Origin of the sequence: Limnobacter humi (genome assembly GCF_024518835.1) — a bacterium.
In the GTDB taxonomy this organism is placed as follows: domain Bacteria; phylum Pseudomonadota; class Gammaproteobacteria; order Burkholderiales; family Burkholderiaceae_B; genus Limnobacter; species Limnobacter humi.
In genome coordinates this window covers 441,976-464,804 of sequence record NZ_JANIGO010000003.1, presented here as the reverse complement: position 1 = coordinate 464,804, position 22,829 = coordinate 441,976, and the positions used below count along the sequence as shown (strand labels likewise).

Annotated in this window: 22 protein-coding genes and 1 pseudogene; 13 read left to right on the top strand and 10 right to left on the bottom strand. The window is 56.0% G+C overall.

What is annotated here, in order from left to right; genetic code table 11:
- Positions 1 to 12: 12 nt before the first annotated feature.
- From pilB to NQT62_RS11460, 3 genes are all read right to left on the bottom strand, one after another.
- Positions 13 to 1,707 carry a type IV-A pilus assembly ATPase PilB gene (gene pilB / locus NQT62_RS11470; protein WP_256764842.1) on the bottom strand — a complete coding sequence of 565 codons (1,695 nt, stop codon included), beginning with the start codon at positions 1,705 to 1,707 and terminating at the stop codon, positions 13 to 15.
- 77 nt (positions 1,708 to 1,784) lie between these two features.
- Complete coding sequence (locus tag NQT62_RS11465) at positions 1,785 to 3,068, bottom strand: HlyC/CorC family transporter (RefSeq protein WP_256764841.1); 1,284 nt, start codon at positions 3,066 to 3,068, stop codon at positions 1,785 to 1,787.
- Between the two features lie 89 nt (positions 3,069 to 3,157).
- Positions 3,158 to 4,150, bottom strand: a complete 993-nt coding sequence (locus NQT62_RS11460; protein WP_256764840.1) for a polyprenyl synthetase family protein — start codon at positions 4,148 to 4,150, stop codon at positions 3,158 to 3,160.
- A gap of 289 nt (positions 4,151 to 4,439) precedes the next feature.
- Here NQT62_RS11460 and rplU point away from each other — a divergent pair, with 289 nt between their 5' ends.
- From rplU to NQT62_RS11435, 5 genes are all read left to right on the top strand, one after another.
- On the top strand, positions 4,440 to 4,751 hold the full coding sequence (gene rplU / locus NQT62_RS11455) for a 50S ribosomal protein L21 (protein ID WP_256764839.1): 312 nt from the start codon (positions 4,440 to 4,442) through the stop codon (positions 4,749 to 4,751).
- A 17-nt stretch (positions 4,752 to 4,768) separates the two neighbouring features.
- On the top strand, positions 4,769 to 5,032 hold the full coding sequence (gene rpmA, locus NQT62_RS11450) for a 50S ribosomal protein L27 (RefSeq protein ID WP_256764838.1): 264 nt from the start codon (positions 4,769 to 4,771) through the stop codon (positions 5,030 to 5,032).
- A 129-nt stretch (positions 5,033 to 5,161) separates the two neighbouring features.
- The gene (cgtA, locus tag NQT62_RS11445; protein ID WP_256764837.1) at positions 5,162 to 6,283 is read left to right on the top strand and encodes an Obg family GTPase CgtA; all 1,122 of its coding nucleotides are present in this window, start codon (positions 5,162 to 5,164) and stop codon (positions 6,281 to 6,283) included.
- A gap of 7 nt (positions 6,284 to 6,290) precedes the next feature.
- Positions 6,291 to 7,436 (top strand): glutamate 5-kinase, encoded by a 1,146-nt coding sequence (proB, locus tag NQT62_RS11440; RefSeq protein WP_256764836.1) that lies wholly within the window; start codon positions 6,291 to 6,293, stop codon positions 7,434 to 7,436.
- A gap of 53 nt (positions 7,437 to 7,489) precedes the next feature.
- Positions 7,490 to 8,359 carry an alpha/beta fold hydrolase gene (locus NQT62_RS11435; protein WP_256764835.1) on the top strand — a complete coding sequence of 290 codons (870 nt, stop codon included), beginning with the start codon at positions 7,490 to 7,492 and terminating at the stop codon, positions 8,357 to 8,359.
- Here NQT62_RS11435 and NQT62_RS11430 read toward each other — a convergent pair.
- The 3 genes and pseudogenes from NQT62_RS11430 to NQT62_RS11420 all read right to left on the bottom strand — a co-directional run.
- Positions 8,356 to 8,610: a hypothetical protein gene (locus NQT62_RS11430; RefSeq protein ID WP_256764834.1), complete on the bottom strand. Its 255-nt coding sequence runs from the start codon at positions 8,608 to 8,610 to the stop codon at positions 8,356 to 8,358. The genes NQT62_RS11435 and NQT62_RS11430 overlap by 4 nt on opposite strands.
- A 125-nt stretch (positions 8,611 to 8,735) precedes the next feature.
- Complete coding sequence (locus tag NQT62_RS11425) at positions 8,736 to 9,647, bottom strand: metal-dependent hydrolase (protein WP_256764833.1); 912 nt, start codon at positions 9,645 to 9,647, stop codon at positions 8,736 to 8,738.
- Positions 9,648 to 9,950: 303 nt separating this feature from the next.
- Positions 9,951 to 10,410: pseudogene (locus NQT62_RS11420) on the bottom strand (RNA pyrophosphohydrolase); the annotation flags it as partial.
- A gap of 132 nt (positions 10,411 to 10,542) precedes the next feature.
- Between NQT62_RS11420 and NQT62_RS11415 the strand changes: the two are divergent.
- Both NQT62_RS11415 and NQT62_RS11410 read left to right on the top strand, forming a co-directional pair.
- Complete coding sequence (locus tag NQT62_RS11415) at positions 10,543 to 12,285, top strand: proline--tRNA ligase (protein ID WP_256764831.1); 1,743 nt, start codon at positions 10,543 to 10,545, stop codon at positions 12,283 to 12,285.
- Positions 12,286 to 12,364: 79 nt separating this feature from the next.
- Positions 12,365 to 12,922: a lytic transglycosylase domain-containing protein gene (locus NQT62_RS11410; RefSeq protein WP_256764830.1), complete on the top strand. Its 558-nt coding sequence runs from the start codon at positions 12,365 to 12,367 to the stop codon at positions 12,920 to 12,922.
- 240 nt (positions 12,923 to 13,162) lie between these two features.
- Here NQT62_RS11410 and ffh read toward each other — a convergent pair whose 3' ends face one another.
- Complete coding sequence (gene ffh, locus NQT62_RS11405; protein ID WP_256764829.1) at positions 13,163 to 14,554, bottom strand: signal recognition particle protein; 1,392 nt, start codon at positions 14,552 to 14,554, stop codon at positions 13,163 to 13,165.
- Positions 14,555 to 14,588: 34 nt separating this feature from the next.
- Between ffh and NQT62_RS11400 the strand changes: the two genes are divergently transcribed.
- The 6 genes from NQT62_RS11400 (at position 14,589) to NQT62_RS15535 (ending at position 21,226) form a co-directional block, all read left to right on the top strand.
- Complete coding sequence (locus NQT62_RS11400) at positions 14,589 to 15,428, top strand: cytochrome C assembly family protein (protein WP_256764828.1); 840 nt, start codon at positions 14,589 to 14,591, stop codon at positions 15,426 to 15,428.
- Positions 15,428 to 15,685: a PP0621 family protein gene (locus tag NQT62_RS11395; protein ID WP_256764827.1), complete on the top strand. Its 258-nt coding sequence runs from the start codon at positions 15,428 to 15,430 to the stop codon at positions 15,683 to 15,685. Before NQT62_RS11400 ends, NQT62_RS11395 begins: the two co-directional genes overlap by 1 nt.
- A 46-nt stretch (positions 15,686 to 15,731) precedes the next feature.
- Positions 15,732 to 16,289: a 1,6-anhydro-N-acetylmuramyl-L-alanine amidase AmpD gene (ampD, locus tag NQT62_RS11390; RefSeq protein WP_256764826.1), complete on the top strand. Its 558-nt coding sequence runs from the start codon at positions 15,732 to 15,734 to the stop codon at positions 16,287 to 16,289.
- Positions 16,290 to 16,628: 339 nt separating this feature from the next.
- Positions 16,629 to 19,514 (top strand): ribonucleoside-diphosphate reductase subunit alpha, encoded by a 2,886-nt coding sequence (locus NQT62_RS11385; protein WP_256764890.1) that lies wholly within the window; start codon positions 16,629 to 16,631, stop codon positions 19,512 to 19,514.
- A gap of 129 nt (positions 19,515 to 19,643) precedes the next feature.
- Positions 19,644 to 20,846 carry a ribonucleotide-diphosphate reductase subunit beta gene (locus NQT62_RS11380; RefSeq protein WP_256764825.1) on the top strand — a complete coding sequence of 401 codons (1,203 nt, stop codon included), beginning with the start codon at positions 19,644 to 19,646 and terminating at the stop codon, positions 20,844 to 20,846.
- Positions 20,750 to 21,226 (top strand): DUF1016 N-terminal domain-containing protein, encoded by a 477-nt coding sequence (locus NQT62_RS15535; RefSeq protein WP_370569169.1) that lies wholly within the window; start codon positions 20,750 to 20,752, stop codon positions 21,224 to 21,226. The genes NQT62_RS11380 and NQT62_RS15535 overlap by 97 nt, the downstream gene beginning before the upstream one ends.
- A 79-nt stretch (positions 21,227 to 21,305) precedes the next feature.
- Here NQT62_RS15535 and NQT62_RS11375 read toward each other — a convergent pair whose 3' ends face one another.
- From NQT62_RS11375 to NQT62_RS11365, 3 genes are all read right to left on the bottom strand, one after another.
- Positions 21,306 to 22,025 carry an RES family NAD+ phosphorylase gene (locus NQT62_RS11375; RefSeq protein ID WP_256764824.1) on the bottom strand — a complete coding sequence of 240 codons (720 nt, stop codon included), beginning with the start codon at positions 22,023 to 22,025 and terminating at the stop codon, positions 21,306 to 21,308.
- Positions 21,985 to 22,365: an MbcA/ParS/Xre antitoxin family protein gene (locus tag NQT62_RS11370; RefSeq protein ID WP_256764823.1), complete on the bottom strand. Its 381-nt coding sequence runs from the start codon at positions 22,363 to 22,365 to the stop codon at positions 21,985 to 21,987. Before NQT62_RS11370 ends, NQT62_RS11375 begins: the two co-directional genes overlap by 41 nt.
- A 92-nt stretch (positions 22,366 to 22,457) precedes the next feature.
- Positions 22,458 to 22,712 (bottom strand): TIGR03643 family protein, encoded by a 255-nt coding sequence (locus NQT62_RS11365; RefSeq protein WP_256764822.1) that lies wholly within the window; start codon positions 22,710 to 22,712, stop codon positions 22,458 to 22,460.
- Positions 22,713 to 22,829 lie beyond the last annotated feature (117 nt).

Here is a 22,829-nt window from a genome sequence, read left to right as displayed (position 1 = left end):
GTGTGGGGGTGGCTATTCCTCTTTGGTGGCGCTCAGGATTTCTTCAATGGTGGTAATGCCTTGACGAATTTTGTCCAGCCCCGATTCCCGCATGCTTTTGACTCCGTCGGCGCGGGCCTGCTTTTCCAGGGCCAGTGCTGATGCACCTTGGATGATCAAATCCTGAAGGGCTTCGGTGATGGGCATTACCTCATGAATCCCTGTTCGACCCAGATATCCTGTGCCATTACAGCTGTCACAGCCAACCGCACAGAAGGGTGTCCAATCCGCATGGGGGACCTCTGCCAGCAAGCCGCTGTTGACCAGGCTGCGCAGGCCATCAGGATGGGGCGCTTTACAAGCACACAGTTTACGAACCAGGCGCTGGGCAATCACCAGGTTCAGGGATGAGGCAATGTTGTAGGTTTCAACGCCCATGTTCTTCAGGCGCACAATGGTCGATGCTGCGTCATTGGTGTGAAGGGTCGACAACACCTTGTGGCCAGTTTGAGAGGCCTTGATGGAGATATCCGCCGTTTCAAGGTCGCGAATTTCGCCCACCATGATGACGTCTGGATCTTGCCGCAACATGGCCCGCAAAGCTTTTGCAAAACTCAATCCGATTCGCTCGTTGATGTTCACCTGGTTAATACCCGCCAGGTTGATTTCTGCCGGATCCTCCACAGTGCTGATATTCACGGTGTCATCGTTCAACAGGTTTAAAAAAGTGTAAAGCGACACGGTCTTGCCGCTGCCTGTCGGGCCTGTGACCAGAATCATGCCGTGCGGCTTGGCCAGTGCCGCTTCAACAGCCTGTTGCTGTTGGAGGTCCAAACCCAGTTGATCCATGCGAACCACCGACTTTGTCGAGTCCAGCAAACGCATGACAATTTTTTCACCGAAGAGGGTCGGCAGTGTGCTGACCCGAAAATCGACTTTGCGTTCATCTGCACCCAGGGTCAGGCGAATGCGCCCATCTTGTGGCACGCGGGTTTCGGTGGTGTTGAGCCCGCTCATGATCTTGATGCGGGCCGCAATTTTGGCTCGTGCAGCCAATGGGGGTTGGGAGGCTTCCTGCAGCACACCGTCAACCCGGAATCGAACACGGTAGGTTTTCTCATAGGGCTCAAAGTGGATGTCCGAGGCGCCTTTCTTGAGCGCATCATTGAGCACCCGATGCACAAACCGCACAATGGGCGCATCGTCCACGTCTGGATCACTGCTTTCGGGTTGGCTGCCGTCGTCCAGCCCGACCTCGATCAAAAGGCCTTCATCGGCTGTGTGGCCAGTCTGTTGGCCCATCAACTGCAACAGTTTGTCATATTCGACCACAACTGGTTCCACCTGCAGTTGGGTTCTGAATTTCAGTTGCTGAATGGTGGATAGCTCAGTCGGATCAGCCAGGGCGACACTGATCACATCATTTCGCTTGGCCAGCACGAGCGCTTCCAGGCCTCGGTTGGCTTGGCTCAACTCGGGTTCCAGGGTGAGGAGGAAAGCTGGGTCAAACTGGCTCAAATCCATCCAGGGATAACCGAAATGCCGTGCAACCGACCGCGCCAGCAGATCTGGTGTGCAAAGTCCCTGGCTCACAATCCACTCGGCCACGGATTTTCCAGTGGCCTCCTGCTGCGTCAGTTCATCCAGTTTGTTGCTGTCGAGCTGGCCTTGGGCCATCAGTGCCCTGACCAGTCCAGAGCTTTTGACCATTGCACTGCTGATGCTCATGCGTATCCCTGTCGTCTAAGGTGTTTGTTTCTCTATCTGAATGGATGGACTGTGGATCAAAACCACGCGGCCTTCCATCACCTGCCCGGTTGTTTTTTCCGGGGAATAAATACCTTGGCTGTTTTCACACTGCGGTCGGCCACCTGAACAATCTCGATCACCGTGTTGTGCAATTTCACGCCCAGACCCGATTCCGGAATATCCTGCAGGTGTTCCAATAGCAGGCCATTGAGCGTGCGCGGCCCGTCAGTGGGCAGGTGCAGGTGATACTTCCGGTTCAGCTCACGGATATCGATTGCGCCGTCCACTGTTACTGCGCGCTCGTCCTCGTCGGTTTCAGCCCGGTGTTGATTCACCGGGGCATGGCTGGTGAATTCGCCGATCAGCTCCTCCAGAATGTCCTCAGGGGTGACCATCCCCAGCACCTCACCATACTCGTCCACCACCAGTCCCATCCGTTCCTTGTTTTCCTGGAAAGCTTGCAACTGCACATTCACGGGCGTGCCACTGGGAATGAAATACGCGGGTTGAATCAATTTCTGAAGATGTTCCTTGGAGAACTCTCCGTTTTGGAACAGCGCCAACATGCGTCGCACGTGCAAGATGCCCAGCACGGTTGCCCAATCTTCTTCGATCAGCGGGACTTTGTTGTGATGGGCTGTCGCAATTTCCAGGGCCAGTGTTTCCTCATCTTTGGCAAAGTCCAAGACCTCCATGCGGGTGCGTGGTGTCATGACATCGTCCACCGTGAGGGATTCCAGCTCGAACAGGTTCATCAAAATGGACCGCTGCTTGTGGGGCAGGTAATGCCCACTTTCCAGCACCAGTGAGCGCAATTCATCCACATTCAGGCTGGTTTCACCGCTTTGCCGTGACGAGAGCCCGAACCGCGACAGCATGCCTTCTACAAATTGGTTGATGAGCCATACAAAGGGTGAAAACAGGCGGATGAAAAAGGCAATCGGGTAGCTGGCCGGCAAGGCCACCTGGTTGGGATATGCCGCACCGATTACCTTGGGCGTAATTTCTGCAAAAACAATGATGGCAAAGGCCACAAGGCCTGTGGCAATTGACAATGCCCACTCATTGTTGCCATACCAGGAAATGGCCAGCGACGTCACCACAGCGGTGGTGGCTGTGTTCAGCAAGTTGTTGCTCAACAGCAGGGTGGACAGCAACCGGTCAGTGCGGTTGAGCAGCTTTTGAGTGAGCACAGCGCTGCGCACACCCTGCTCGGCCATGGCCTTCAGGCGATATTTGTTGATGGCCATCATGCTGGTTTCAGCAATCGAAAAAAAACCGGAGCCCAATAGCAGGCCCACCAGCAGCGCCGTTTGCGCCCAAAAGGGAAGTTCGCTCAAAACAGATCGGGATTGAACTGGAAAGACCCAGTGTAAAACAAACCAGCCCTCCCGACACAGCGGAGGGCTGAGCAAACGGGGCCGTTTGTCTAGCTGCTCCGCGCCACGGCCACGTCGCACAGGTCGACCAGCGCTTGACGGAAGTTGGATTCTGGCAAACGGTTCACGCGCAGCTTGGCCTGGTGGGCCAATTGCAGGGCCTTGTTGCGGGTGTAATCCAGCGAGCCTGAGCTTTCAATCGCTGCCAGAATGTCAGCCACATTCTGGGTGCCCCCCTGTTCAATGGCTTGGCGAATCTGGTCTTGAATGGGCGGCGCAGCATGCTGCATGGCATGAATGAGCGGCAGGGTGGGTTTGCCCTCACGCAAGTCGTCGCCCACATTTTTACCCAACGTACTGCTGTCGCCCGCATAGTCCAGCACATCGTCAATCAGCTGGAATGCACTACCCACCTCGGTGCCGTAACGGCCCAGCTCAGCAATCGTGTCGGCTGTTTGGCCGGTCACAATGCCTGCCAGTCGGCAGGCAGCCTCAAAGAGCTTGGCGGTTTTGAAGTCGATCACCTGCATGTACCGGGCTTCCGTCACATCCGGATCCTTGCAGTTCAGCAACTGCAGCACTTCGCCCTCGGCAATCGTGTTGGTGGCCTCCGACAGCACATCCATCACCTCCATCAGACCGATTCGGACCATCATCTGGAACGAGCGGGAATACAGAAAGTCACCCACCAGCACCGCAGCGGCATTTCCGTATTCAGCGTTGGCCGTCAGCCGCCCGCGCCGCATGTCAGATTCATCCACCACATCGTCGTGCAGCAACGTGGCGGTGTGAATGAATTCCACAATGGCCGCCAGTTCGGTGGCATGGCGCATTTGTGTCGCATCCGCATTCAGGGCACGTGCCATCAGCATGAGCAGGGCCGGGCGCAGGCGTTTGCCGCCAGCGCCGATGATGTAATCGCTGATCTGGTTAATCAGGCTGACTTCGGAGTGCAGACTGGTGCGAATCACCTGGTCAAGCGCTTCCATGTCGCCTGCAATGGGCAACAGTACGCTTTTTACACTCAATGTTTCTGAAGTCATGGTCCTGGATGTCAACGGAGGTTTGTCTGGCCGCCAGGGCGCCAAGCCCCTGCAGGTCGAATCGGCAAGCGCTATTGTACTTGAGGGTTTTTGCAAATTTGCGGTCGGGGTGTCTGCTTTGTTTCCGGGGCTTTCCCGGAGTTCTTACAATTTGGCATGCCCAAGCCTTTGACATTGCTCATTTTTTGGGCGATAATATGCGGCTCTCCATGTTGAAAGTGGTGCGCCTGGCTATTACGGTGTGCCCTAACAGCGTGAAGCAATTGAAAATTCCCATTTGAGGTCAACTATGTACGCGGTCATAAAAACCGGCGGCAAGCAATACAAAGTTGCTGCTGGCGAAAAATTGAAAGTAGAACAGATACCTGCAGACATTGGCCAAGAAATCTCTCTGGACGAAGTGTTGGCTGTTGGTAGCGGCGACACCGTAAAGGTGGGTACACCACTGGTTCAAGGGGCTTCGGTCAAGGCTGTTGTATTGGCACACGGTCGTCACGACAAAGTGAAGATCTTCAAGATGCGTCGTCGCAAGCACTATCAAAAGCGTCAAGGCCATCGCCAGAACTACACCCAAATCCAGATCCAGGCCATCAACGCCTGAACGCAGGAGAATGAACCATGGCAAGTAAGAAAGGCGGCGGCTCTACGCGAAACGGACGTGATTCAGAAGCCAAACGACTGGGCGTGAAAGTGTTCGGCGGTCAGGCTATCAACGCGGGCGGCATCATTATTCGCCAGCGCGGTACACGTTTCCACGCTGGCGACAACGTCGGCATGGGCAAAGACCACACCTTGTTCGCCCTGACCGATGGTCAGGTGCAATTTTCGGTGAAAGGCGCACTGCGTCGCAAAACCGTGAGTGTGGTTGCCAGCGAGGGTTAATACCCCTTGTGATGCCCGGCGCAAAGGCGAGTATGCCGGGCCCCAGTTCAGTCTCAAAGGGGCCCTGCGCTGTGCTACATTTCAATAGCCCTGCCCTGCAGGGCTATTTTCATTCCAAAGCAGAACATCATGAAATTTATCGACGAAGCAACCATTGAAGTGTTTGCAGGCAAAGGCGGCAACGGCTCTGGCAGCTTTCGTCGTGAAAAATTCATTCCCAAAGGTGGGCCTGATGGTGGCGATGGCGGCAAGGGTGGCAGCATTTTTGCCGAGGCTGACCGCAACCTGAACACCCTGATTGACTACCGCTATTCCAAGCAATACCGCGCAAAAAACGGCGAAAACGGCCGGGGTGCTGACTGCTACGGTGCTGCTGCTGACGACATCATTTTGAAAATGCCCGTGGGCACCACCGTGATCAACGCCGACACTGGCCTGGTTGTGGCCGACCTCACCGAGCATGGGCAGCGTGTATTGCTGGCCAAAGGCGGTGACGGCGGCCTGGGCAATATCCACTTCAAAAGCAGTACCAACCGGGCCCCTCGCCAATTTACCAAAGGCAAGGATGGCGAGTTGTGCCGTTTGCAACTGGAATTGAAAGTGCTGGCGGATGTGGGCCTGTTGGGCATGCCCAATGCTGGAAAGTCCACGTTGATTGCGGCCGTGTCCAATGCTCGGCCCAAAATCGCAGATTACCCGTTCACCACCTTGCACCCCAACCTGGGTGTGGTCCGAATTGGTCACGCGCAAAGCTTCGTGATTGCCGATGTACCCGGCCTGATTGAAGGTGCCGCTGAAGGGGCTGGTCTGGGTCATCAGTTTTTGAAACATCTGTCCCGCACCCGCGTGTTGTTGCACCTGGTGGACTTGGCGCCGTTTGATGAAGCAGTCGACCCTGTGCGTGAAGCGGTGGCCATTGTGGAAGAACTGCGCAAATACGACCCAGCCTTACATGCCAAGCCGCGCTGGCTGGTGCTGAACAAAATTGACATGATTGCGGACGACGAACGCAAAGCGAAAATCGACGACTTTGTGACGCGTTACAAAAAGGCCACAGGCTGGACAGGCGCTGTGCACGCCATTTCCAGCCTCACTGGCGAAAACACCCAAAACCTGATGCGCGCTGTGTACGAGCAGCTGGTGCATCAAATGAACATTGAGCACCCACCGGAGGTGGATGTTCGCTTCCGCGAGGGCACTGCAAACAACGGCGTGCCTGTACACCTTCAAGACCCGAATGCAGAGGATTGATGTGTCCATGACTGCGCACATTGGCCAACACAACAGCAGCAAAGCATTGAACGGAAAACGCCTGGTGATCAAGGTGGGCAGCTCCCTGGTCACCAATGGCGGGCAGGGTGTGCACATGGCGTCCATTCATGCCTGGGCATCGCAAATTGCCACGCTCACTGCGCAGGGCTGTGAGGTGGTGTTGGTCTCTTCCGGGGCCATCGCAGAGGGACTGAAGCGGCTGGGTTGGGCCAAGCGCCCCAAGGAAATCAATGAACTGCAGGCCGCGGCCGCCGTCGGTCAAATGGGTTTGGTGCATGCCTATGAAATTGGTTTTGCAGCGCATGGCATGACCTGTGCGCAGGTGCTGTTAACCCATGCTGACCTGGCGGACCGCGAGCGCTACCTGAACGCACGGAGCACGCTGACCACACTCATGCACCACAAGGTGGTGCCGATCATCAATGAAAACGACACGGTTGTGACTGATGAAATCCGCTTTGGTGATAACGACACCCTGGGCGCATTGGTCACCAACCTGGTTGAAGCCGACGCCCTAGTCATTTTGACCGACCAGGTGGGCCTGTTTGATTCTGATCCTCGGAAGAATCCGAATGCCCGATTCATTCACGAAGACACCGCTGGTAACCCCGAGCTTGAAAAAATGGCTGGTGGAGCTGGCAGCAGTGTGGGCACCGGCGGCATGATTACCAAGATACTGGCTGCCAAACGTGCCGCGCGCAGTGGTGCAGCCACCGTGATTGCCAGCGGGCGTGAGCCTGATGTGCTCGTTCGGCTGATGCAGGGCGAGAGCGTGGGCACATTCCTGAAAGCCCCCATGGGCCGCCTGGCTGCCCGCAAGCAATGGATGGCCGACCATCTTAAAATGAAAGGCGCGGTGTTGCTAGACGCCGGGGCCGCAGTGGCTCTGCGTGCCAAAAAAGGCAGCTTGCTGCCCATCGGGGTAACGGGTGCTCAAGGCCAGTTTCAGCGGGGGGATGTGGTGGCTTGCCTTAGCCCTGAAGGCGAGGAAGTGGCCCGTGGTTTGGTCAACTACTCGGCCGCCGAGGTCAACAAAATTGCCAAGCAGCCCACCAGCGCGATAGAGTCCATTTTGGGTTATTTGGATGAGCCCGAACTGATACATCGCGACAACATGGTGGTGCTCAGCTAGGCATAGAAGCCCTGGCAGGTCATTCTCATTTTCCCCCAATGGAGACCCCGTACATGACTTTACAAGACTGGCGAACCACGGGGAAGAGATTGTCCTGGCGTGAGTTTTCCATTTTCTATCAAGACTCGGCCACTCAGGATTCCATCGCATCGACCAAACCCGTGTTGTTGATGGTCCACGGGTTTCCAACCTCCAGTGTCGATTTCCAACCGGTTTGGTCACCGCTGGCCGCGCATTACCGCTTGCTGGCGTTTGACATGCTGGGTTACGGCTGTTCAGACAAGCCAGCGGACTGGCAATACAGCATTTTTCAACAGGCTGACATTGCCGAGGCTCTCATGGCCAGTCTGGGTTTGCGTCAAGCCACGCTGTTAACCCATGATGTGGGCGACACGGTAGGGCAAGAGTTGCTGGCCCGCCACAATGAAGGTCGCCTGAGCTTTGAGATTCGGCAGTTGGTGTTGCTCAACGGCGGATTGTTTCCGGAAACACATCGCCCATTGCTGATTCAGCGGCTGTTGCTCAGCCCGCTGGGGCCGTTGTTGTCGCGTTTCACCAGCAAAGGGAAGTTTCGCGAGAGCTTGCGCAATGTGTGTTCACCGGCACTGAAAGAGCAGGACATTGATGATGCCTGGGAACAAATGACCTTCAATGGTGGCAACCGCCGCTTCCACCAATTGATTCGTTACATGCAGGAACGCCGGGACAATCGCAGTCGCTGGGTGTCCGCCTTGCAACAGGCCAAGTGCCCTTTGGCGGTGGTGGATGGTGTTGAAGACCCCATCTCTGGTGGTCACATGGTGGACCGCTTTGAAGAATTGGTGCCCGGGCACCCCACTGTGCGTTTGGTCGGCTTGGGGCATTACCCACATTTGGAAAACCCAGCGCGGTTTTTGGAGGCCGTGTTGAGTGTGCTGCGTTAATTGCACCGACTGTGTTCTTTGCGGCTCTGTGCGGTTGCCCCGCCCTTGGCGACCGCCAATCTGTTGTTCAAAACCTGGGCCTCGCGATCGCTGAGGTCGACCCTCGAAAAAAAATGGTCGGGAATCGACCCCTGGGCCAGCTCGTTGAGCTTGGCCCACCGCGCCTGCTTGTCACGGTTTTGCAGATTGTCCTGACTGTCGCTACAGGGGAGTTGAACCGCGCAGGCCGCCCCAGCAATGCCGGTGCGCACGGCGCCGAACAGTCAGCCCCCCGATCTACCGGCTTTGCTGGGGGCTAAAAAGGCACGGGCTAAACCAATAAAAAACCCCGGAGCAGTCAACCACCCCGGGGGTCTTTATACCAAAGGCAAGCGGTTTACGCTGCTGCTGCCGCCACGTTTTTGGCCATCCGCGCCCGCACCGCTTTCTTCACCTCGTCGTTGGGGTTGCGCATGGCTTTGTTCACTTGCGCAACAAATGCATCAATCTCATCCAGAAATGCGCTGTTGTCATGCATCCAGGGGTGGAAGTCAGCGCGGAAGTAGTCAAAGAAGTCGCTGATGGCGTTGCGGAAAATGCCGCCTTTACCCAGTAAAATCTTGGCCACCGCCTTGTAGCCTTGTGCATGCTTGCCTTTGGTGTTGGGGTCGGCAAACACCAGGCGGGCGTGGAAGTACATCACCACCGGCCAGAAAATCACACTGGCCAACACCATGCCAAAACGGCGGATGAAGCGGTTGTAGACGTTGTCTGGCATCACTTCATTCCACACGTCGTAAGCCACCGCTTTGTGCTCGGTTTCTTCGTAGGCATGCCACTGCCACACTTGGCGGAAGCCTTCGTCTGAGTTTTTGCCTGTTACATTGGGATCGGACAGCACGGCATTGGCCATGATGGCGGTGTAATGCTCCAGCGCAATCGTGCCAGCCAAGGCCATTTTCTTGCCCAAAACATTTTGCAAGCCGCCCAACAGGTTCCACAGCATGCGGTCCAGCTTCAAGGCTGGTGCACCACTGCGGTCCATCATTTCGTTGTATTCCTCGTGTTCCCGGCTGTGCAGCGCTTCCTGGCCAATAAAGGCTGTGATGGCTTTTTTCAGATCAGGGTCTTGTACCTGGTCTTTGAATGCGCGCACCGAGTCCATGAACAAGCGCTCGCCAGCGGGGAACAGCACCGACAAGGCATTGAAAAAGTGGGTCACATGGGGGCCGGCTTCGTGCCAGTTGTTCACGCGGGACTCGTCCAGGTTGATTTTGACGTCGCGGCGAACTGGAATGATTTTCTTCATCAGGGACTCCTCGGTGGTATTTGTCTACAGCTGTTTTGATATTTACATCGATGAATGTATCAATCAAATTTGAGATTAACAACTGTAAACACCCGAGAGCCCGTTCTAATTTCAAGCAATCGTTTGTTTTTTGATACAGAGTAAACCCTTGAAAAAAAACGCGAGGGGCAGGGCCGCTCGCGTTTTCGGTTGTTTAACCGGAGGTCTGTTGTTCGGGTTTTTGTCCCGATTCTTCTATTTTTTTCACAACATCCCAAAGTTCTCCTTTGGGTTGTCGCCGGGGGTCATTTCTGGAAAACAACAGCTTTGCCAACTCCCCCAATGCCTGTCTGTACACATCCCGCTTGAATTCAATGACGTTTTCAAGGGGAACCCAATACTCGTTCCAACGCCAGGCATCAAATTCGGGGTGGTCTGTGGCCCGAAGGCTCACGTCGCAGTCCCGTCCGACCAATTTCAGTAGAAACCAAATCTGTTTCTGGCCTTTGTAGCTTCCTCGCCATTCCCGTCGAATCCAGTGGTCGGGCACGGTGTATCGCAGCCAATTTCTGGTTCGTCCAATGATTTCTACATGTTCGGGCAACAAGCCCACTTCTTCGTGTAACTCCCGAAACATGGCTTGTTCTGGTGATTCACCATGCTTAATGCCCCCTTGCGGGAACTGCCAGGAGTGTTCACGAATCCGCTTTCCCCAAAAAACCTGTTTTTTGGAGTTGGTCAAAATAATGCCTACGTTGGGACGGTAGCCTTCTTTGTCCAGCATACGCGCCCCGCAATGTCTTACATTTCTCATCCATTATAAGCACGCGTCCGCGTTTGTACATGCCCGCCCCAGCCTGTGCGCCGGTTAAACGTAAAATAGGGTCCTCAATTCACACCGCTCCACGAGTTTTCCATGCGCGCCACCCAGTTTTTCTTGAACACCCTGAAAGAAGCCCCTGCCGATGCCGAAATTGTGAGCCACCAGCTCATGATGCGAGCCGGCATGATCAAGCGACTGGCCGGCGGTGTGTACACCTACATGCCGATTGGTTTGCGTAGCATTCGCAAAGTGGAAAACATCATCCGAGAGGAAATGAACCGCGCGGGTGCCATTGAGTTGTTGATGCCCGCCGTGCAACCCGCCGAACTGTGGCAGGAAAGTGGGCGCTGGGAAAAGTACGGCCCAGAACTGCTCCGGTTGAAAGACCGACACGACCGCGACTTTGTGATTGGCCCCACGCATGAAGAAGTGATCACCGACGTGGTGCGCAAAGAGGTGAAGAGCTACCGTCAACTGCCGCTCAACCTGTACCAAATCCAGAGCAAATTTCGCGATGAAATTCGCCCCCGTTTTGGTGTGATGCGTGGGCGCGAATTCGTCATGAAGGACGCATATTCTTTTGACCGCGACCAGGCTAGCGCGCTCAAAACCTACGACGTGATGTACGGCGCGTACCAGCGTATTTTCACCCGCTTGGGCCTGAACTTCCGCGCGGTGGCTGCCGACACAGGCTCCATTGGCGGCAACCGCAGCCATGAATTCCATGTGATTGCCGACACCGGCGAAGACGCCATTGCCTATTGCCCAAGCTCTGACTATGCCGCCAACGTCGAACTGGCCGAGGCCATTTGCAGCGAGCAACGCCCCGCTGCCACTGTACCCATGGCGGCTGTCCACACGCCCGGCAATTCCACCTGCGAGGCGGTGGCCAAACAATTGGACCTGGCCTTGTCGCGCACCGTCAAGTCAGTGGTCTTTGCCAACGAAACGGTGGTCGATAAGAAAAAAGCGGTGCAAATCATTCTGGCCCTGGTGCGTGGCGACCACGAGGTCAACGACATCAAGCTGGGCAAGCTGCCTGGCGTACAGGAGTTGCGCTTGGCCACCGAGGCCGAAATCGTCGAAGCATTTGGCACCAAGCCGGGTTACCTGGGCCCCGTGGGCGTTCAAAATGTCCGCGTGGTGGCAGACCGCAGCGTGGCTGCGATGGCCGACTTTGTGTGCGGTGCCAACGAGGCCGACCACCACCTGTATGGCGTGAACTGGGGGCGTGACCTGCCCGAGCCCGAAGTGGCTGACATTCGCAATGTGGTCGAGGGCGATGCTTCACCAGACGGCCAGGGCGTGCTCGCCATGTGTCGGGGTATTGAAGTGGGTCATGTGTTCTACCTGGGCAAAAAGTATTCCGAAGCCCTGAAAGCCACGTTTCTCGATGTAGATGGCAAGCCTGCCGTGATGGAAATGGGTTGTTATGGCATTGGCGTGACCCGCATTTTGGGTGCAGCGATTGAACAGAACTTCGACGACCGCGGCATCATTTGGCCGCTCAGCATCGCCCCATTTGAAGTGGTGCTGTGCCCCATCGGCTACAAGAAAAGCGAGCAGGTCAAACTGGAAGCGGACACGCTTTACGACGCGCTGAAGGCCGCCGGTGTGGACGTCATGCTCGATGACCGGGATGAGCGGCCTGGTGTGATGTTTGCGGACTGGGAACTAATTGGGGTACCCCTGCGCGTCACATTGGGTGACCGAGGTTTGCAGAATGGTCTGGTTGAGTTTCAATCCCGCGACGGAAAAATTGAGAAGCGCGATGTGGCAGTGGCAGACATTCTGGGTGTGGTCCAGCAGGCATTGGCCGAGCGCCGAATTGGCTGATGGGTGCTTCCAGCGGGTAGGCTGGCTCACGCGACGAGCCGGCCTGTTCGTGTTCCTGTTTATCGTTTGCGGCCTACCCATGGCGCAAGCTGCACAGCAGCAGTATGAGCCCATGGCCGACAGCGTTCGGCTGGCGCTGCGCAATGTGCTGGACGATACCCGTCCGGTCAATCCGATTTTTCAGAACACAGAACAACGATTGGATTGGCTGGCGCAAATGAGCAAGCGTTTGTCCAAGCGGATCCCCGCCTTTTCCGATCGCATTCAACTGATCAAGGTGATTCGCTATGAAGCCCAGCGCGCGGGGCTCGACCCTCAACTGGTGTTTGCCCTTATCGAAGTGGAGAGCAATTTTCGAGCCGATGCTGTTAGCTCGGCGGGTGCGCGTGGCTTGATGCAGGTGATGCCTTTTTGGACGGACCTGCTGTCCAATGGTGACCCTCGCCAACTGCTAGAGCCTCGGATCAATGTGCGCTACGGCTGCCTGATTTTGCGCCATTACCTGGACAAGGAAAACGGCAACTTGGACCGTGCGCTGGCCCGGTACAACGGCAGCCTGGGCAGCATGACGTATCCGAATTTGGTGTATGACCGTTTGGATAGAAATTGGCAGTATCGTTATGTGCGGCGGCATTAAAGCCCCCGTTTTCTACCCAAAAGTAAAGGTTGCCCCGTGCGCATTGGGCAAATTCGCGAACCGGACCGATAACTCGCCACTGCGTGGCTCAAACATCTCGGTCCGTGTGTTCGAATGCAGTGCGGGTCAAACCGATCAGGGGGCTAACTGTTCGGCGCCGGGCATACCGGTTTTGCTCAGGGTGAGTTAATGCGCTGGCCGCCATCTACATAGAGAACGGTGATCGTGTAACCGCGGGGTTTACATCCCCGGAAAACCGCCTCCCGGTGGCATACCGCCCGGTGGAAAGCCTTTCCCTCCACCCATCTTGCGCATCATCTTGGCCAATCCGCCTTTCTGCATGCTTTTCATCATGCCCCGCATTTGGTCAAACTGGGCCAGCAGGCGGTTTACTTCCTGCACCTGTACACCCGCACCCGCTGCAATGCGCCGCTTGCGGGAAGCCTTGAGCAAATCAGGCTTGCTACGCTCCATGGGGGTCATGGAAAGAATAATTGCCTCAGTTCGCTTGATCTGCTTTTCGGCGGCGTTGGCGTCTACCTGGCCTGCGCCTTTCATCAACTGGCTGGGCAACTTGTCAATCAGGCCTTGCAGGCCGCCGAGCTTGCGCATTTGCGTAATTTGCGCCAAAAAGTCGTTCAGGTCGAAGGCTTTGCCGCTTTTCAGTTTCTTGGCCAGTTTCTCAGCTTCGGCTTGGTCAATGCCTTTCTTGGCTTCTTCCACCAGCGAGACGATGTCGCCCATGCCGAGAATTCGGCCTGCCACCCGTTCCGGGTGAAAGCGCTCAAAACCGCTCAGCTTTTCGCCCACACCCATGAACTTGATGGGCTTTCCGGTGATCTGCCGCACCGACAACGCAGCGCCACCCCGCGAGTCACCGTCCATCTTGGTGAGCACCACGCCTGTTAGTGGCAGCGCATCGTTAAAAGCCTTGGCCGTGTTGGCGGCATCCTGGCCCAGCATCGCGTCAATCACGAACAGGGTTTCGGTGGGGTTCACTGCCGCATGCAGGGCCTTGATCTCGTTCATCATGGCTTCGTCAATACCCAGGCGGCCTGCAGTGTCGACAATCAGCACATCAAAAAACTGGCGCTTGGCGTGGTTCAACGCAGCCAGCGCAATGTCCACGGGTTTTTGGTCGATGTTAGACGGGAAAAATTCAGCACCCGCTTGTCCACTGACGGTTTTCAACTGCTCAATCGCGGCAGGGCGGTACACGTCGGCAGACACGGTCATCACTTTTTTCTTGAGCGTGTCCTTCAGGTATTTCGCCAACTTGCCGGTGGTCGTGGTTTTACCCGCACCTTGCAAACCCGCCATCAGGATCACCACCGGGGGTTGGGCCGCCAGGTTGATGTCCTCGGTTTTTTCGCCCATCAGCTTGGTGAGCTGCTCGTTCACAATGCCGACCAGGGCCTGGCCCGGAGTCAGGCTGTTCAGCACTTCCTCGCCGAGTGCGCGCTCCTTCACCTGACTGATGAAGTCTTTCACCACGGGCAGGGCCACGTCGGCCTCCAACAGTGCCAGGCGTACCTCGCGCAGCATCTCCTGGGTGTTGGCCTCGGTGATACGGGCTTCGCCGGTGATGGTCTTGACGACACGCGTCAGGCGGTCAGAAAGGTTTTCAAACATGAATGCGGACCCGTGAATCGAGTAAACTGAAACGATGAACAACGCATTATTGTACGCGCTCGCAGTCCCCTTGCTCTCGGCCTCCGGTGGTTTGGCCGCCGTGGGGGTGTTGGGCAAACAGGCTGTGCCAGTGGCCCTGGGTCGCTTCGTGGCGGCGTTGGCGCTGTTGGCGTCCGGGCTGTTGCTGTTTAAGGTGCTGTTTCAGCCCGATGGCATGCACTTTGGCTTTGTGTTGGGGCTCATGTGCGTGACATGGCTCACCGCATTGGTGGCCTTTGTCGAAAGCTTCTTCAACCGTGTTCCCGTTCTTGACCTGCTCGTCTTCCCCCTGTGTGCCCTGGCATTTGCGCTGCCCTTGGTGCTGGGCGAAGATGTTGCCATCCGCATGGCTGGCGACACGCTGTTTCAAATTCACCTGCTGATTGCCCTGGCCGCCTACAGCTTGTTGGGCATCGCCGCTGGCCATGCCTTGGTGATGGCTTTTCAGGAAAAAGCACTGCACCGGCCGGGCATGCAGTCTTCCGGGCAGCGCGCACTGCGGGAAAAGTTGCTCGACCAATTGCCCCCACTCATGAACATGGAGTCCATCCTGTTTCGTCAGTTGTGGGCGGGCTTCATCTTGTTGTCACTCACGCTGCTCACCGGGTTTGTGTTTTCCGAGTCTTGGTTGGGCACCGCAGGCAAGCTCAATCACAAAACCATTTTTTCCGTGTTGTCATGGCTGAGTTTCGCCGTGCTGTTGGGTGGGCGCATGCTCCTGGGCTGGCGCGGCAAGGTGGCATTGCGGTGGTGCCTGGGTAGTTACGGCGTGTTGTTCCTGGCCTATTTTGGCACCCAGTTTGTGCTCGAATTCATTTTGAAAAGGGTGGGCTGATGGGCCGCATTCTGTTTTTGGTGGTGCTGGCCCTGTTGGGCTGGGTGTTTTTCAAAAGCTGGCAACGCAAACAATTGGGTGATAAACCGTCGGCCAACCCTCAACAAAAGCAGGGTCTTGGCCGTAATCCTGTTGAGAACATCCTGCCCTGCAAGCACTGTGGCGCCTACAGCCCCATGCATGAGGGTGTGATGATGCAGGGGCGGTTTTACTGTGGCCTGGACCACGCCAAGGCCGCCGGCGAAAAAATTCACTGAGTGCATCACTGAGTGCATCACTGAGTGCAACACTGAGGACAGTGCAATGTGGTTTGACGACGATGGCTGGCTGCGGGCAGATTGGGTCGCGCGGATGCCCAGTCCCAATTACGACACCCGACCCTTGGGCACACGGATTGACACAGTGGTGGTGCATTGCATCAGCCTGCCAGAGCGTGGGCGCAGCAAACAATACATCGAAGACCTTTTTCTCAACCGACTTGACACCAGCCTGCACCCCAGCTTCGGTGAATTGCATGGCCTGCATGTGTCGTCCCATTTCCTGATTGACCGTGATGGTTCGGTGACGCAGTTTGTCAGTGCCGACAATCGGGCCTGGCATGCGGGTATTTCCTGCGCCATGGACCGCCAAAATTTCAACCACTTTTCCATCGGTATTGAATTGCTGGGCGATGTGTATTCCCCATTTGAGCCAGCTCAAATGGATCGCCTTCAATTGCTGATCGTGGAGTTGAAGAAAACTTATCCACTGAAATACATTCTGGCGCACAGCGACATTGCACCGGGCAGAAAAACCGACCCAGGGCCGTTTTTTGAGTGGAAAGGCCTGCGCAAATCAATGACTTATGAGCTTGCCCTGTAAGCCCAAAAACAGCCGCCCCAAGGGGCGGTTTTTTGTGGCTGGGCAGTTATCCACACCCTCTCCCAAGGTTGTCCACTGTGCATAACCTGGTGGGTAATTTGTGGATAAAAAACGTTTGCCAAAACCCGAATCAACCACTAGAATTAGTTTGAGATCACAACACAAACACAATATATAGTGGTCGGGCAAAAACGGCACTTTACCCAGCCCAAGCTGTCGCCCACCTGCATTGTCCGTTGTACATCCATAAAAACCAAAACCAATTCCTCAACGCTTGTTCCAGGAGAAAAGTGCATGCAGACCAGCCATGAAAGCTCTGATTTGGCGATGAACGCGCCCATGATGTCGAACGCGCCCGAGGCCGTGGCGCCCCAGGCCGACAACAGCGCGTATGCAAACTACAAAATCATTCGCCGAAACGGAGCCGTGGTGGGTTTTGAGCCCAGCAAAATTGCTGTGGCCATGACCAAGGCTTTCCTGGCCGTCAACGGTGGTCAAGGTGCTGCATCGGCCCGCATTCGCGAACTGGTTGAGCAGCTCACCCACGGTGTGGTCAACGCCTTGGTGCGTCGTCAGCCGTCCGGCGGCATTTTCCACATTGAAGACATTCAGGACCAGGTTGAACTGGCCTTGATGCGTTCTGGTGAAGCCGAAGTGGCCCGCGCCTATGTGCTGTACCGCGAGCGCCGCGCCCAAGAGCGTGCCGCCAAGCAGGTGGAACAAGCCACCCAGCACCAGCTGCATGTGGTCGATGGCGACATCAAAAAGCCGCTGGATGTGGCTCAACTGAAGAGCCTGATTGAAAGCGCTGCCGTCAGCCTCGACAACATCGACACCGAACACCTGCTGAAAGAAACCCTGAAAAACCTGTACGACGGCGTGAAAGTGGATGAGGTTTACAAGTCCGCCATTCTGGCCGCCCGTGCCATGATCGAGACCGACCCCAGCTACACACTGGTGACCTCTCGCTTGTTGCTGCACACCATCCGCAAGGAAATCATCGGCCGCGAAATTGCGCAGGACGAAATGGCTGAGGTGTACCCCGAGTACTTCCCCCAGTTCATCCGCAAAGGCGTGGATGCCGGCCTGCTGGACAACAAGCTGCTGCAGTTCGACATGAAGAAACTGGGCGCAGCCCTGAAGTACAAGCGTGACCTGCAGTTTGATTACCTCGGCCTGCAAACCCTGTACGACCGTTACTTCCTGCACGTGGAAGGCAGCCGCATTGAAATGCCCCAGGCTTTCTACATGCGCGTGGCCATGGGCTTGGCTCTGAACGAGATCGACCGCGAAACCCGCGCCATCGAGTTCTATGAAATCCTGTCCACCTTCGATTTCATGAGCTCCACCCCCACACTGTTTAACAGCGGCACCATCCGTTCTCAGTTGTCTTCCTGCTACCTGACCACCATTGGTGACGACCTGGATGACATCTACGAAGGCATCAAGGAAAACGCGCTGCTGTCCAAGTTTGCCGGTGGTTTGGGCAACGACTGGACCCCCGTGCGTGCATTGGGCAGCCACATCAAGGGCACCAACGGCAAGTCACAAGGCGTGGTGCCGTTCCTCAAGGTGGTGAACGACACCGCCGTGGCTGTTAACCAGGGTGGCAAGCGCAAAGGCGCGGTGTGTGCTTACCTTGAAACATGGCACCTAGACATTGAAGAATTCCTGGAACTGCGCAAAAACACCGGTGACGACCGCCGCCGCACCCACGACATGAACACCGCGAACTGGATTCCCGACCTGTTCATGAAGCGCGTCATGGAAAATGGCGAGTGGACCTTGTTCAGCCCCTCCGACACGCCCGACCTGCACGACCTGTACGGCAAGGCCTTCGAAAAGGCCTATGTGGGTTACGAAGAAAAGGCCGCCCGTGGCGATCTGAAGCTGTTCAAGAAAGTGGAAGCTGCCAAGCTCTGGAGAAAAATCCTCTCCATGCTGTTTGAAACAGGCCACCCTTGGATCACTTTCAAAGACCCCTGCAACATTCGCAGCCCGCAGCAACACGTGGGTGTGGTGCACTCGTCCAACCTGTGTACCGAAATCACGCTGAACACCAGCCCCACTGAAATTGCCGTGTGTAACCTGGGTTCCGTGAACCTGGTGGCGCACCTGAAAAAGGCCGACGACGGCAGCATGGTCATCGACCACGACAAGCTGCGCAACACGGTTCGCATTGCCATGCGCATGCTGGACAACGTGATCGACATCAACTACTACGCCGTGGGCAAGGCTCGCAATTCCAACCTGCGCCACCGCCCTGTGGGCTTGGGCATGATGGGCTTCCAGGATGCGCTGCACGTGATGCGCAAGCCGTATGCAAGCCGCGATGCAGTCGAGTTTGCCGACGAAAGCATGGAAGCCATTTGCTACTACGCTTACGAAGCATCGTCTGACCTGGCCGCCGAGCGGGGCGTGTACAGCAGCTACAAAGGCTCGCTGTGGGACAAAGGCATTCTGCCGCTGGACAGCATCAAGCTGCTGGAAGAAGAGCGCGGCGGTTACGTGGAAGTGGACACCTCCGCCCGCATGGACTGGGATGGCCTGCGCGCCAAAATCCAGAAACATGGCATGCGCAATTCCAACTGTGTGGCCATTGCGCCCACGGCCACCATTTCCAACATCATTGGCGTGGCTGCATCCATTGAACCCACATTCCAGAACCTGTACGTGAAGAGCAACCTCAGTGGCGAATTCACCATCGTGAACGAACACCTGGTGCGTGACCTCAAGCGCCTGGGCATTTGGGACGAAGTGATGATTGCTGACCTGAAGTACTTCGACGGCTCGGTCATGAAAATTGATCGCATCCCCGAAGACCTGAAGCGCCTATACGCCACTGCGTTTGAAATGGATCCACGCTGGTTGGTGGAAGCAGCCGCCCGTCGCCAAAAGTGGATTGATCAAGCCCAAAGCTTGAACATCTACATGGCCGGTGTCAGCGGCAAGCGGCTGGACGACACCTACAAGCTGGCCTGGTTGCGCGGTTTGAAAACCACGTATTACCTGCGCACCATTGGTGCAACACACGCCGAGAAGTCCACCCTCAGCGGTGGCGAACTGAACTCGGTGAGTGCCGACGGTGCCGGTGGCGGCAACAGCTTTGCCGGTGCAGCAGCCGGTGGCGTGGTGCCCAACCTGCCTGAACCTGAAATTGAAGGCAAGGTGTGCACACTGCGCCCAGGCGATGCCGGGTTCGAAGAGTGCGAAGCGTGCCAGTGAGCCTTAATAAGGCTTGATTGAGCAAAAGACCAGCGATTTGGGTGAGCCTTCAAGGCTTGCCCAAGTGAATAAAAATGAACATAATGGCACTGTTGTTATATACAGTGTATTGGTTAAGGAGTTAAAAATATGCTGTCTTGGGACGATGAATTTGACGCGGCCATGAGCAAGCCCGCTGCAGCCCCTGCTGCATCCGCAGTGCCTGGCATGGGCTCGATTGCCTCCGGTTTTGCAACTGCGCAACCTGTAAGCCAAGGCCTGTATCAGCAAGCTGCCCGCCCAGTGCAGCAGCCAGCTGCTGAAGGTGCACGCGCCGGCCGTGTGAACGCAGCCGACAAGCGCGTGATCAACGGCACCACCGACGTGAACCAACTGGTGCCCTTCAAGTACAAGTGGGCCTGGGAAAAGTACCTCAGCCAGTGTGCCAACCACTGGATGCCGCAAGAAATCAACATGGACCGCGACATCGCCTTGTGGAAAGACCCCAACGGGCTGACCGAAGACGAGCGCCTCATCGTGAAGCGCAACCTGGGCTTTTTTGTAACAGCCGACTCACTGGCTGCCAACAACATTGTGCTGGGCACTTACCGCCACATTACAGCGCCCGAGTGCCGCCAGTTCCTGCTGCGCCAGGCGTTTGATGAAGCCATTCATACCCACGCTTACCAGTACATTGTGGAAAGCCTGGGCATTCCCGAGGCCGAAACTTTCAACGCGTACAACGAAATCAAATGCATTCGTGACAAAGACGAATTCCTGATTCCGTTCATCGACGTGCTGACCGACCCCGAATTCAAAACCGGCACGCTGGAAAGCGATCAAAAACTGCTGAAGAGCTTGATCGCTTTTGCCTGCATCATGGAAGGCATGTTCTTCTATGTGGGCTTTGTGCAAATTCTGGCGCTGGGTCGCCAAAACAAAATGATTGGTGCTGCCGAGCAGTTCCAGTACATTCTTCGCGACGAGTCCGCCCACTGCACATTTGGCATCGACCTCATCAACACCGTGAAACTGGAAAACCCACACCTGTGGACCCCCGAGTTCAAGGAAGAGATCAAGGCCATGTTCCGCAAAGCTGTTGAACTGGAGCATGCCTATGCGGTGGACACCATGCCCCGTGGCGTGTTGGGCCTGAACTCCGCCCAGTTTATGGAATACATGAAATTTATTTGTAACCGCCGTTCAAACCAGATTGGCTTGGGTACCTTGTACGAAGGCGCAACCAACCCATTCCCGTGGATGAGCGAGATGATGGACCTGAAGAAGGAAACCAACTTCTTCGAGCGCCGCGTAACCGAGTACCAAACCGGTGGGGCACTGAGCTGGGATTGAGCCCAAATTGTAGGCAGCTGGGTGGGCAGGAGCGCGCAGCACGCGCGCGACAACTGCTACAGCGCCTTTCTAAAGACCTCGGTCAGCGCTTTGGCCGTGGTTTCAGCGTGGAAAACCTGGAACAGATGCGCCTGTTCTATCTGGCCTATCCACCCCAGAGAATTTCCCAGACACTGTCTCGGAATAGCCACCAAGGCCTGTTCACAGGTCAATCCGAGACGCCGTCTCGGAGTATCACTCTGGAGCAGCTTGCTCAGGTCATGCCCTTGTCCTGGTCTCACTGTGCACGCCAGCTTGATCGCCAGGTTAGCAAGCAGTTTTACACCCGCGGCCCAACAAAATCATGGCGGCCCAATCCCAGACCGTGCTGCTCGATGTGAAACTGCTGGAAGTCAAGCTTGAGAAAACACAGCGCGAACCGGACGCGCGGGGAGTTTCCGGCTGCGGTTGCTGCTTTTTTTATGGCCCCTCGGTGGGTGTAAAGCGTATCGACTCCATGTCTCTGCGCCAAGTCACTTGCGTTTGTGTTACTGCCAAATACCAGGTTTGCATGTCGAGGTGGGGCTTTGGGGTTTTTTCAAAGCCAGTGGGCGTTAGCAGCGCCAGGCACCAAGCGGGTTGAGGGTCGCGCACTGAACGGTAAATAATCCCGCCCACTTCAGCCTCGCGGGCCGTTCGCGCCAACGCTTGGGTTGAGTGGTAGTTCCACGGGTGTTGCCAATGCTGAGCGTCGACTGAAAAAGGTGGGTTGCGCAGGTCAATGATCTGGGTTTCTACCGATGCTCGAAAGGCTGTGTGGGCCACAGGCTCCAGTCGTTCAAGCCCGGTGGATTCCATTAGAAACTTCCAGCGCCAATGGCCCAGCTCTGCGGCCGCAGTTCGTACAGACTCCGCACCATAAAACACACCCGGGTCAAACTCGGATCGAAAGCGTGAGCCACCTCGTTTTGGGTAATAACGAAAAGGTGTGGCCAACAGGTAGTCCAGTTGCTGTGTACCGCTGGGCATTTGAGGTTTGCTTGAATCTAGCAATGCTTCCAGCACGTCTTGTTCGTCATGGTTGTCGACCAGTTTCATGGTCGATGCGATATGCTGCGACTCGACCATGCGCCACACGTCGCCCTGCCAGGCAAACGCCTCAGACGAGACCGCGAGAGGCGTCCAGGTAGTGTGCAACACGAACAAGACCTTCTGTTTGTCGGATCAAATCAATGGGGCGACCATCGAGACCTCGGTTCTCGCTGGTTAGCCATTGCCGGGCTGTGTGTTCATTGCCTACCATAGAGTCGAGTGATCGGAATATGCGCACAAAGAGCAGGGCAAATTCCCATTCTTTACGCCGCTGGTCCAACTGGTATGAACCACTGTACAGGCGACTGACCGTGGGGTTGCTCAGGCCCAGCACCGAGGCCAAGATGGTACGTGATATGCCCAACTTTTCTGCAGCCCGGGCCACGGCTTTGCTCAAAACCACCGCTGGGTCCGGCTGTGGGTGGGCAGTGTGTGTGGCTATATTCATGGAATTTCCCTTGCTATAGAAAATATACTACCCATTTTTTTCTGTGGAAACAAGAAGGACGTTGTTTTAAGTGGTTTTTAGGACAAGCCCACTTATTTCGGCTTGTACTGCGTGGGGCAGTGGTGGCGGTTCACATCGCTGCTGCGCAGCTTCACGTGCTTGGTGGTGCGGCCATGCATGCGCTTGCGCCACATGCGGAAGCTGGATGCTTTCATGTGGGTGCGCATCAGCTCAATCACCGCCGACTCATTCAGGCCAAACTGTGTTTCTATGGCCTCAAAGGGCGTGCGGTCTTCCCAGGCCATTTCGATAATGCGGGAAATGTCTTCGTCGGTGAGTGTAGGCATGAGGCGTCTGACCAATGCTGCGTCAGCGCATAGCATACCCAAAGTCCGTGGTGCATCCCCTGGAAATCGGTCCAAATGAGGGCTAAACAAATTTCACCCGCAGAGCGATGTTAAGCT

What these genes read in the sequence shown, in the direction of transcription:
- pilB (WP_256764842.1), bottom strand. Translation starts at nt 1,707, where the DNA reads ATGAGCATCAGCAGTGCAATGGTCAAAAGCTCTGGACTGGTCAGGGCA.
- NQT62_RS11460 (WP_256764840.1), bottom strand. Translation starts at nt 4,150, where the DNA reads ATGACTTCAGAAACATTGAGTGTAAAAAGCGTACTGTTGCCCATTGCA.
- rplU (WP_256764839.1), top strand. Translation starts at nt 4,440, where the DNA reads ATGTACGCGGTCATAAAAACCGGCGGCAAGCAATACAAAGTTGCTGCT.
- rpmA (WP_256764838.1), top strand. Translation starts at nt 4,769, where the DNA reads ATGGCAAGTAAGAAAGGCGGCGGCTCTACGCGAAACGGACGTGATTCA.
- cgtA (WP_256764837.1), top strand. Translation starts at nt 5,162, where the DNA reads ATGAAATTTATCGACGAAGCAACCATTGAAGTGTTTGCAGGCAAAGGC.
- proB (WP_256764836.1), top strand. Translation starts at nt 6,291, where the DNA reads ATGACTGCGCACATTGGCCAACACAACAGCAGCAAAGCATTGAACGGA.
- NQT62_RS11435 (WP_256764835.1), top strand. Translation starts at nt 7,490, where the DNA reads ATGACTTTACAAGACTGGCGAACCACGGGGAAGAGATTGTCCTGGCGT.
- NQT62_RS11425 (WP_256764833.1), bottom strand. Translation starts at nt 9,647, where the DNA reads ATGAAGAAAATCATTCCAGTTCGCCGCGACGTCAAAATCAACCTGGAC.
- NQT62_RS11415 (WP_256764831.1), top strand. Translation starts at nt 10,543, where the DNA reads ATGCGCGCCACCCAGTTTTTCTTGAACACCCTGAAAGAAGCCCCTGCC.
- NQT62_RS11410 (WP_256764830.1), top strand. Translation starts at nt 12,365, where the DNA reads ATGGCGCAAGCTGCACAGCAGCAGTATGAGCCCATGGCCGACAGCGTT.
- ffh (WP_256764829.1), bottom strand. Translation starts at nt 14,554, where the DNA reads ATGTTTGAAAACCTTTCTGACCGCCTGACGCGTGTCGTCAAGACCATC.
- NQT62_RS11400 (WP_256764828.1), top strand. Translation starts at nt 14,589, where the DNA reads ATGAACAACGCATTATTGTACGCGCTCGCAGTCCCCTTGCTCTCGGCC.
- NQT62_RS11395 (WP_256764827.1), top strand. Translation starts at nt 15,428, where the DNA reads ATGGGCCGCATTCTGTTTTTGGTGGTGCTGGCCCTGTTGGGCTGGGTG.
- ampD (WP_256764826.1), top strand. Translation starts at nt 15,732, where the DNA reads ATGTGGTTTGACGACGATGGCTGGCTGCGGGCAGATTGGGTCGCGCGG.
- NQT62_RS11385 (WP_256764890.1), top strand. Translation starts at nt 16,629, where the DNA reads ATGATGTCGAACGCGCCCGAGGCCGTGGCGCCCCAGGCCGACAACAGC.
- NQT62_RS11380 (WP_256764825.1), top strand. Translation starts at nt 19,644, where the DNA reads ATGCTGTCTTGGGACGATGAATTTGACGCGGCCATGAGCAAGCCCGCT.
- NQT62_RS11370 (WP_256764823.1), bottom strand. Translation starts at nt 22,365, where the DNA reads ATGAATATAGCCACACACACTGCCCACCCACAGCCGGACCCAGCGGTG.
- NQT62_RS11365 (WP_256764822.1), bottom strand. Translation starts at nt 22,712, where the DNA reads ATGCCTACACTCACCGACGAAGACATTTCCCGCATTATCGAAATGGCC.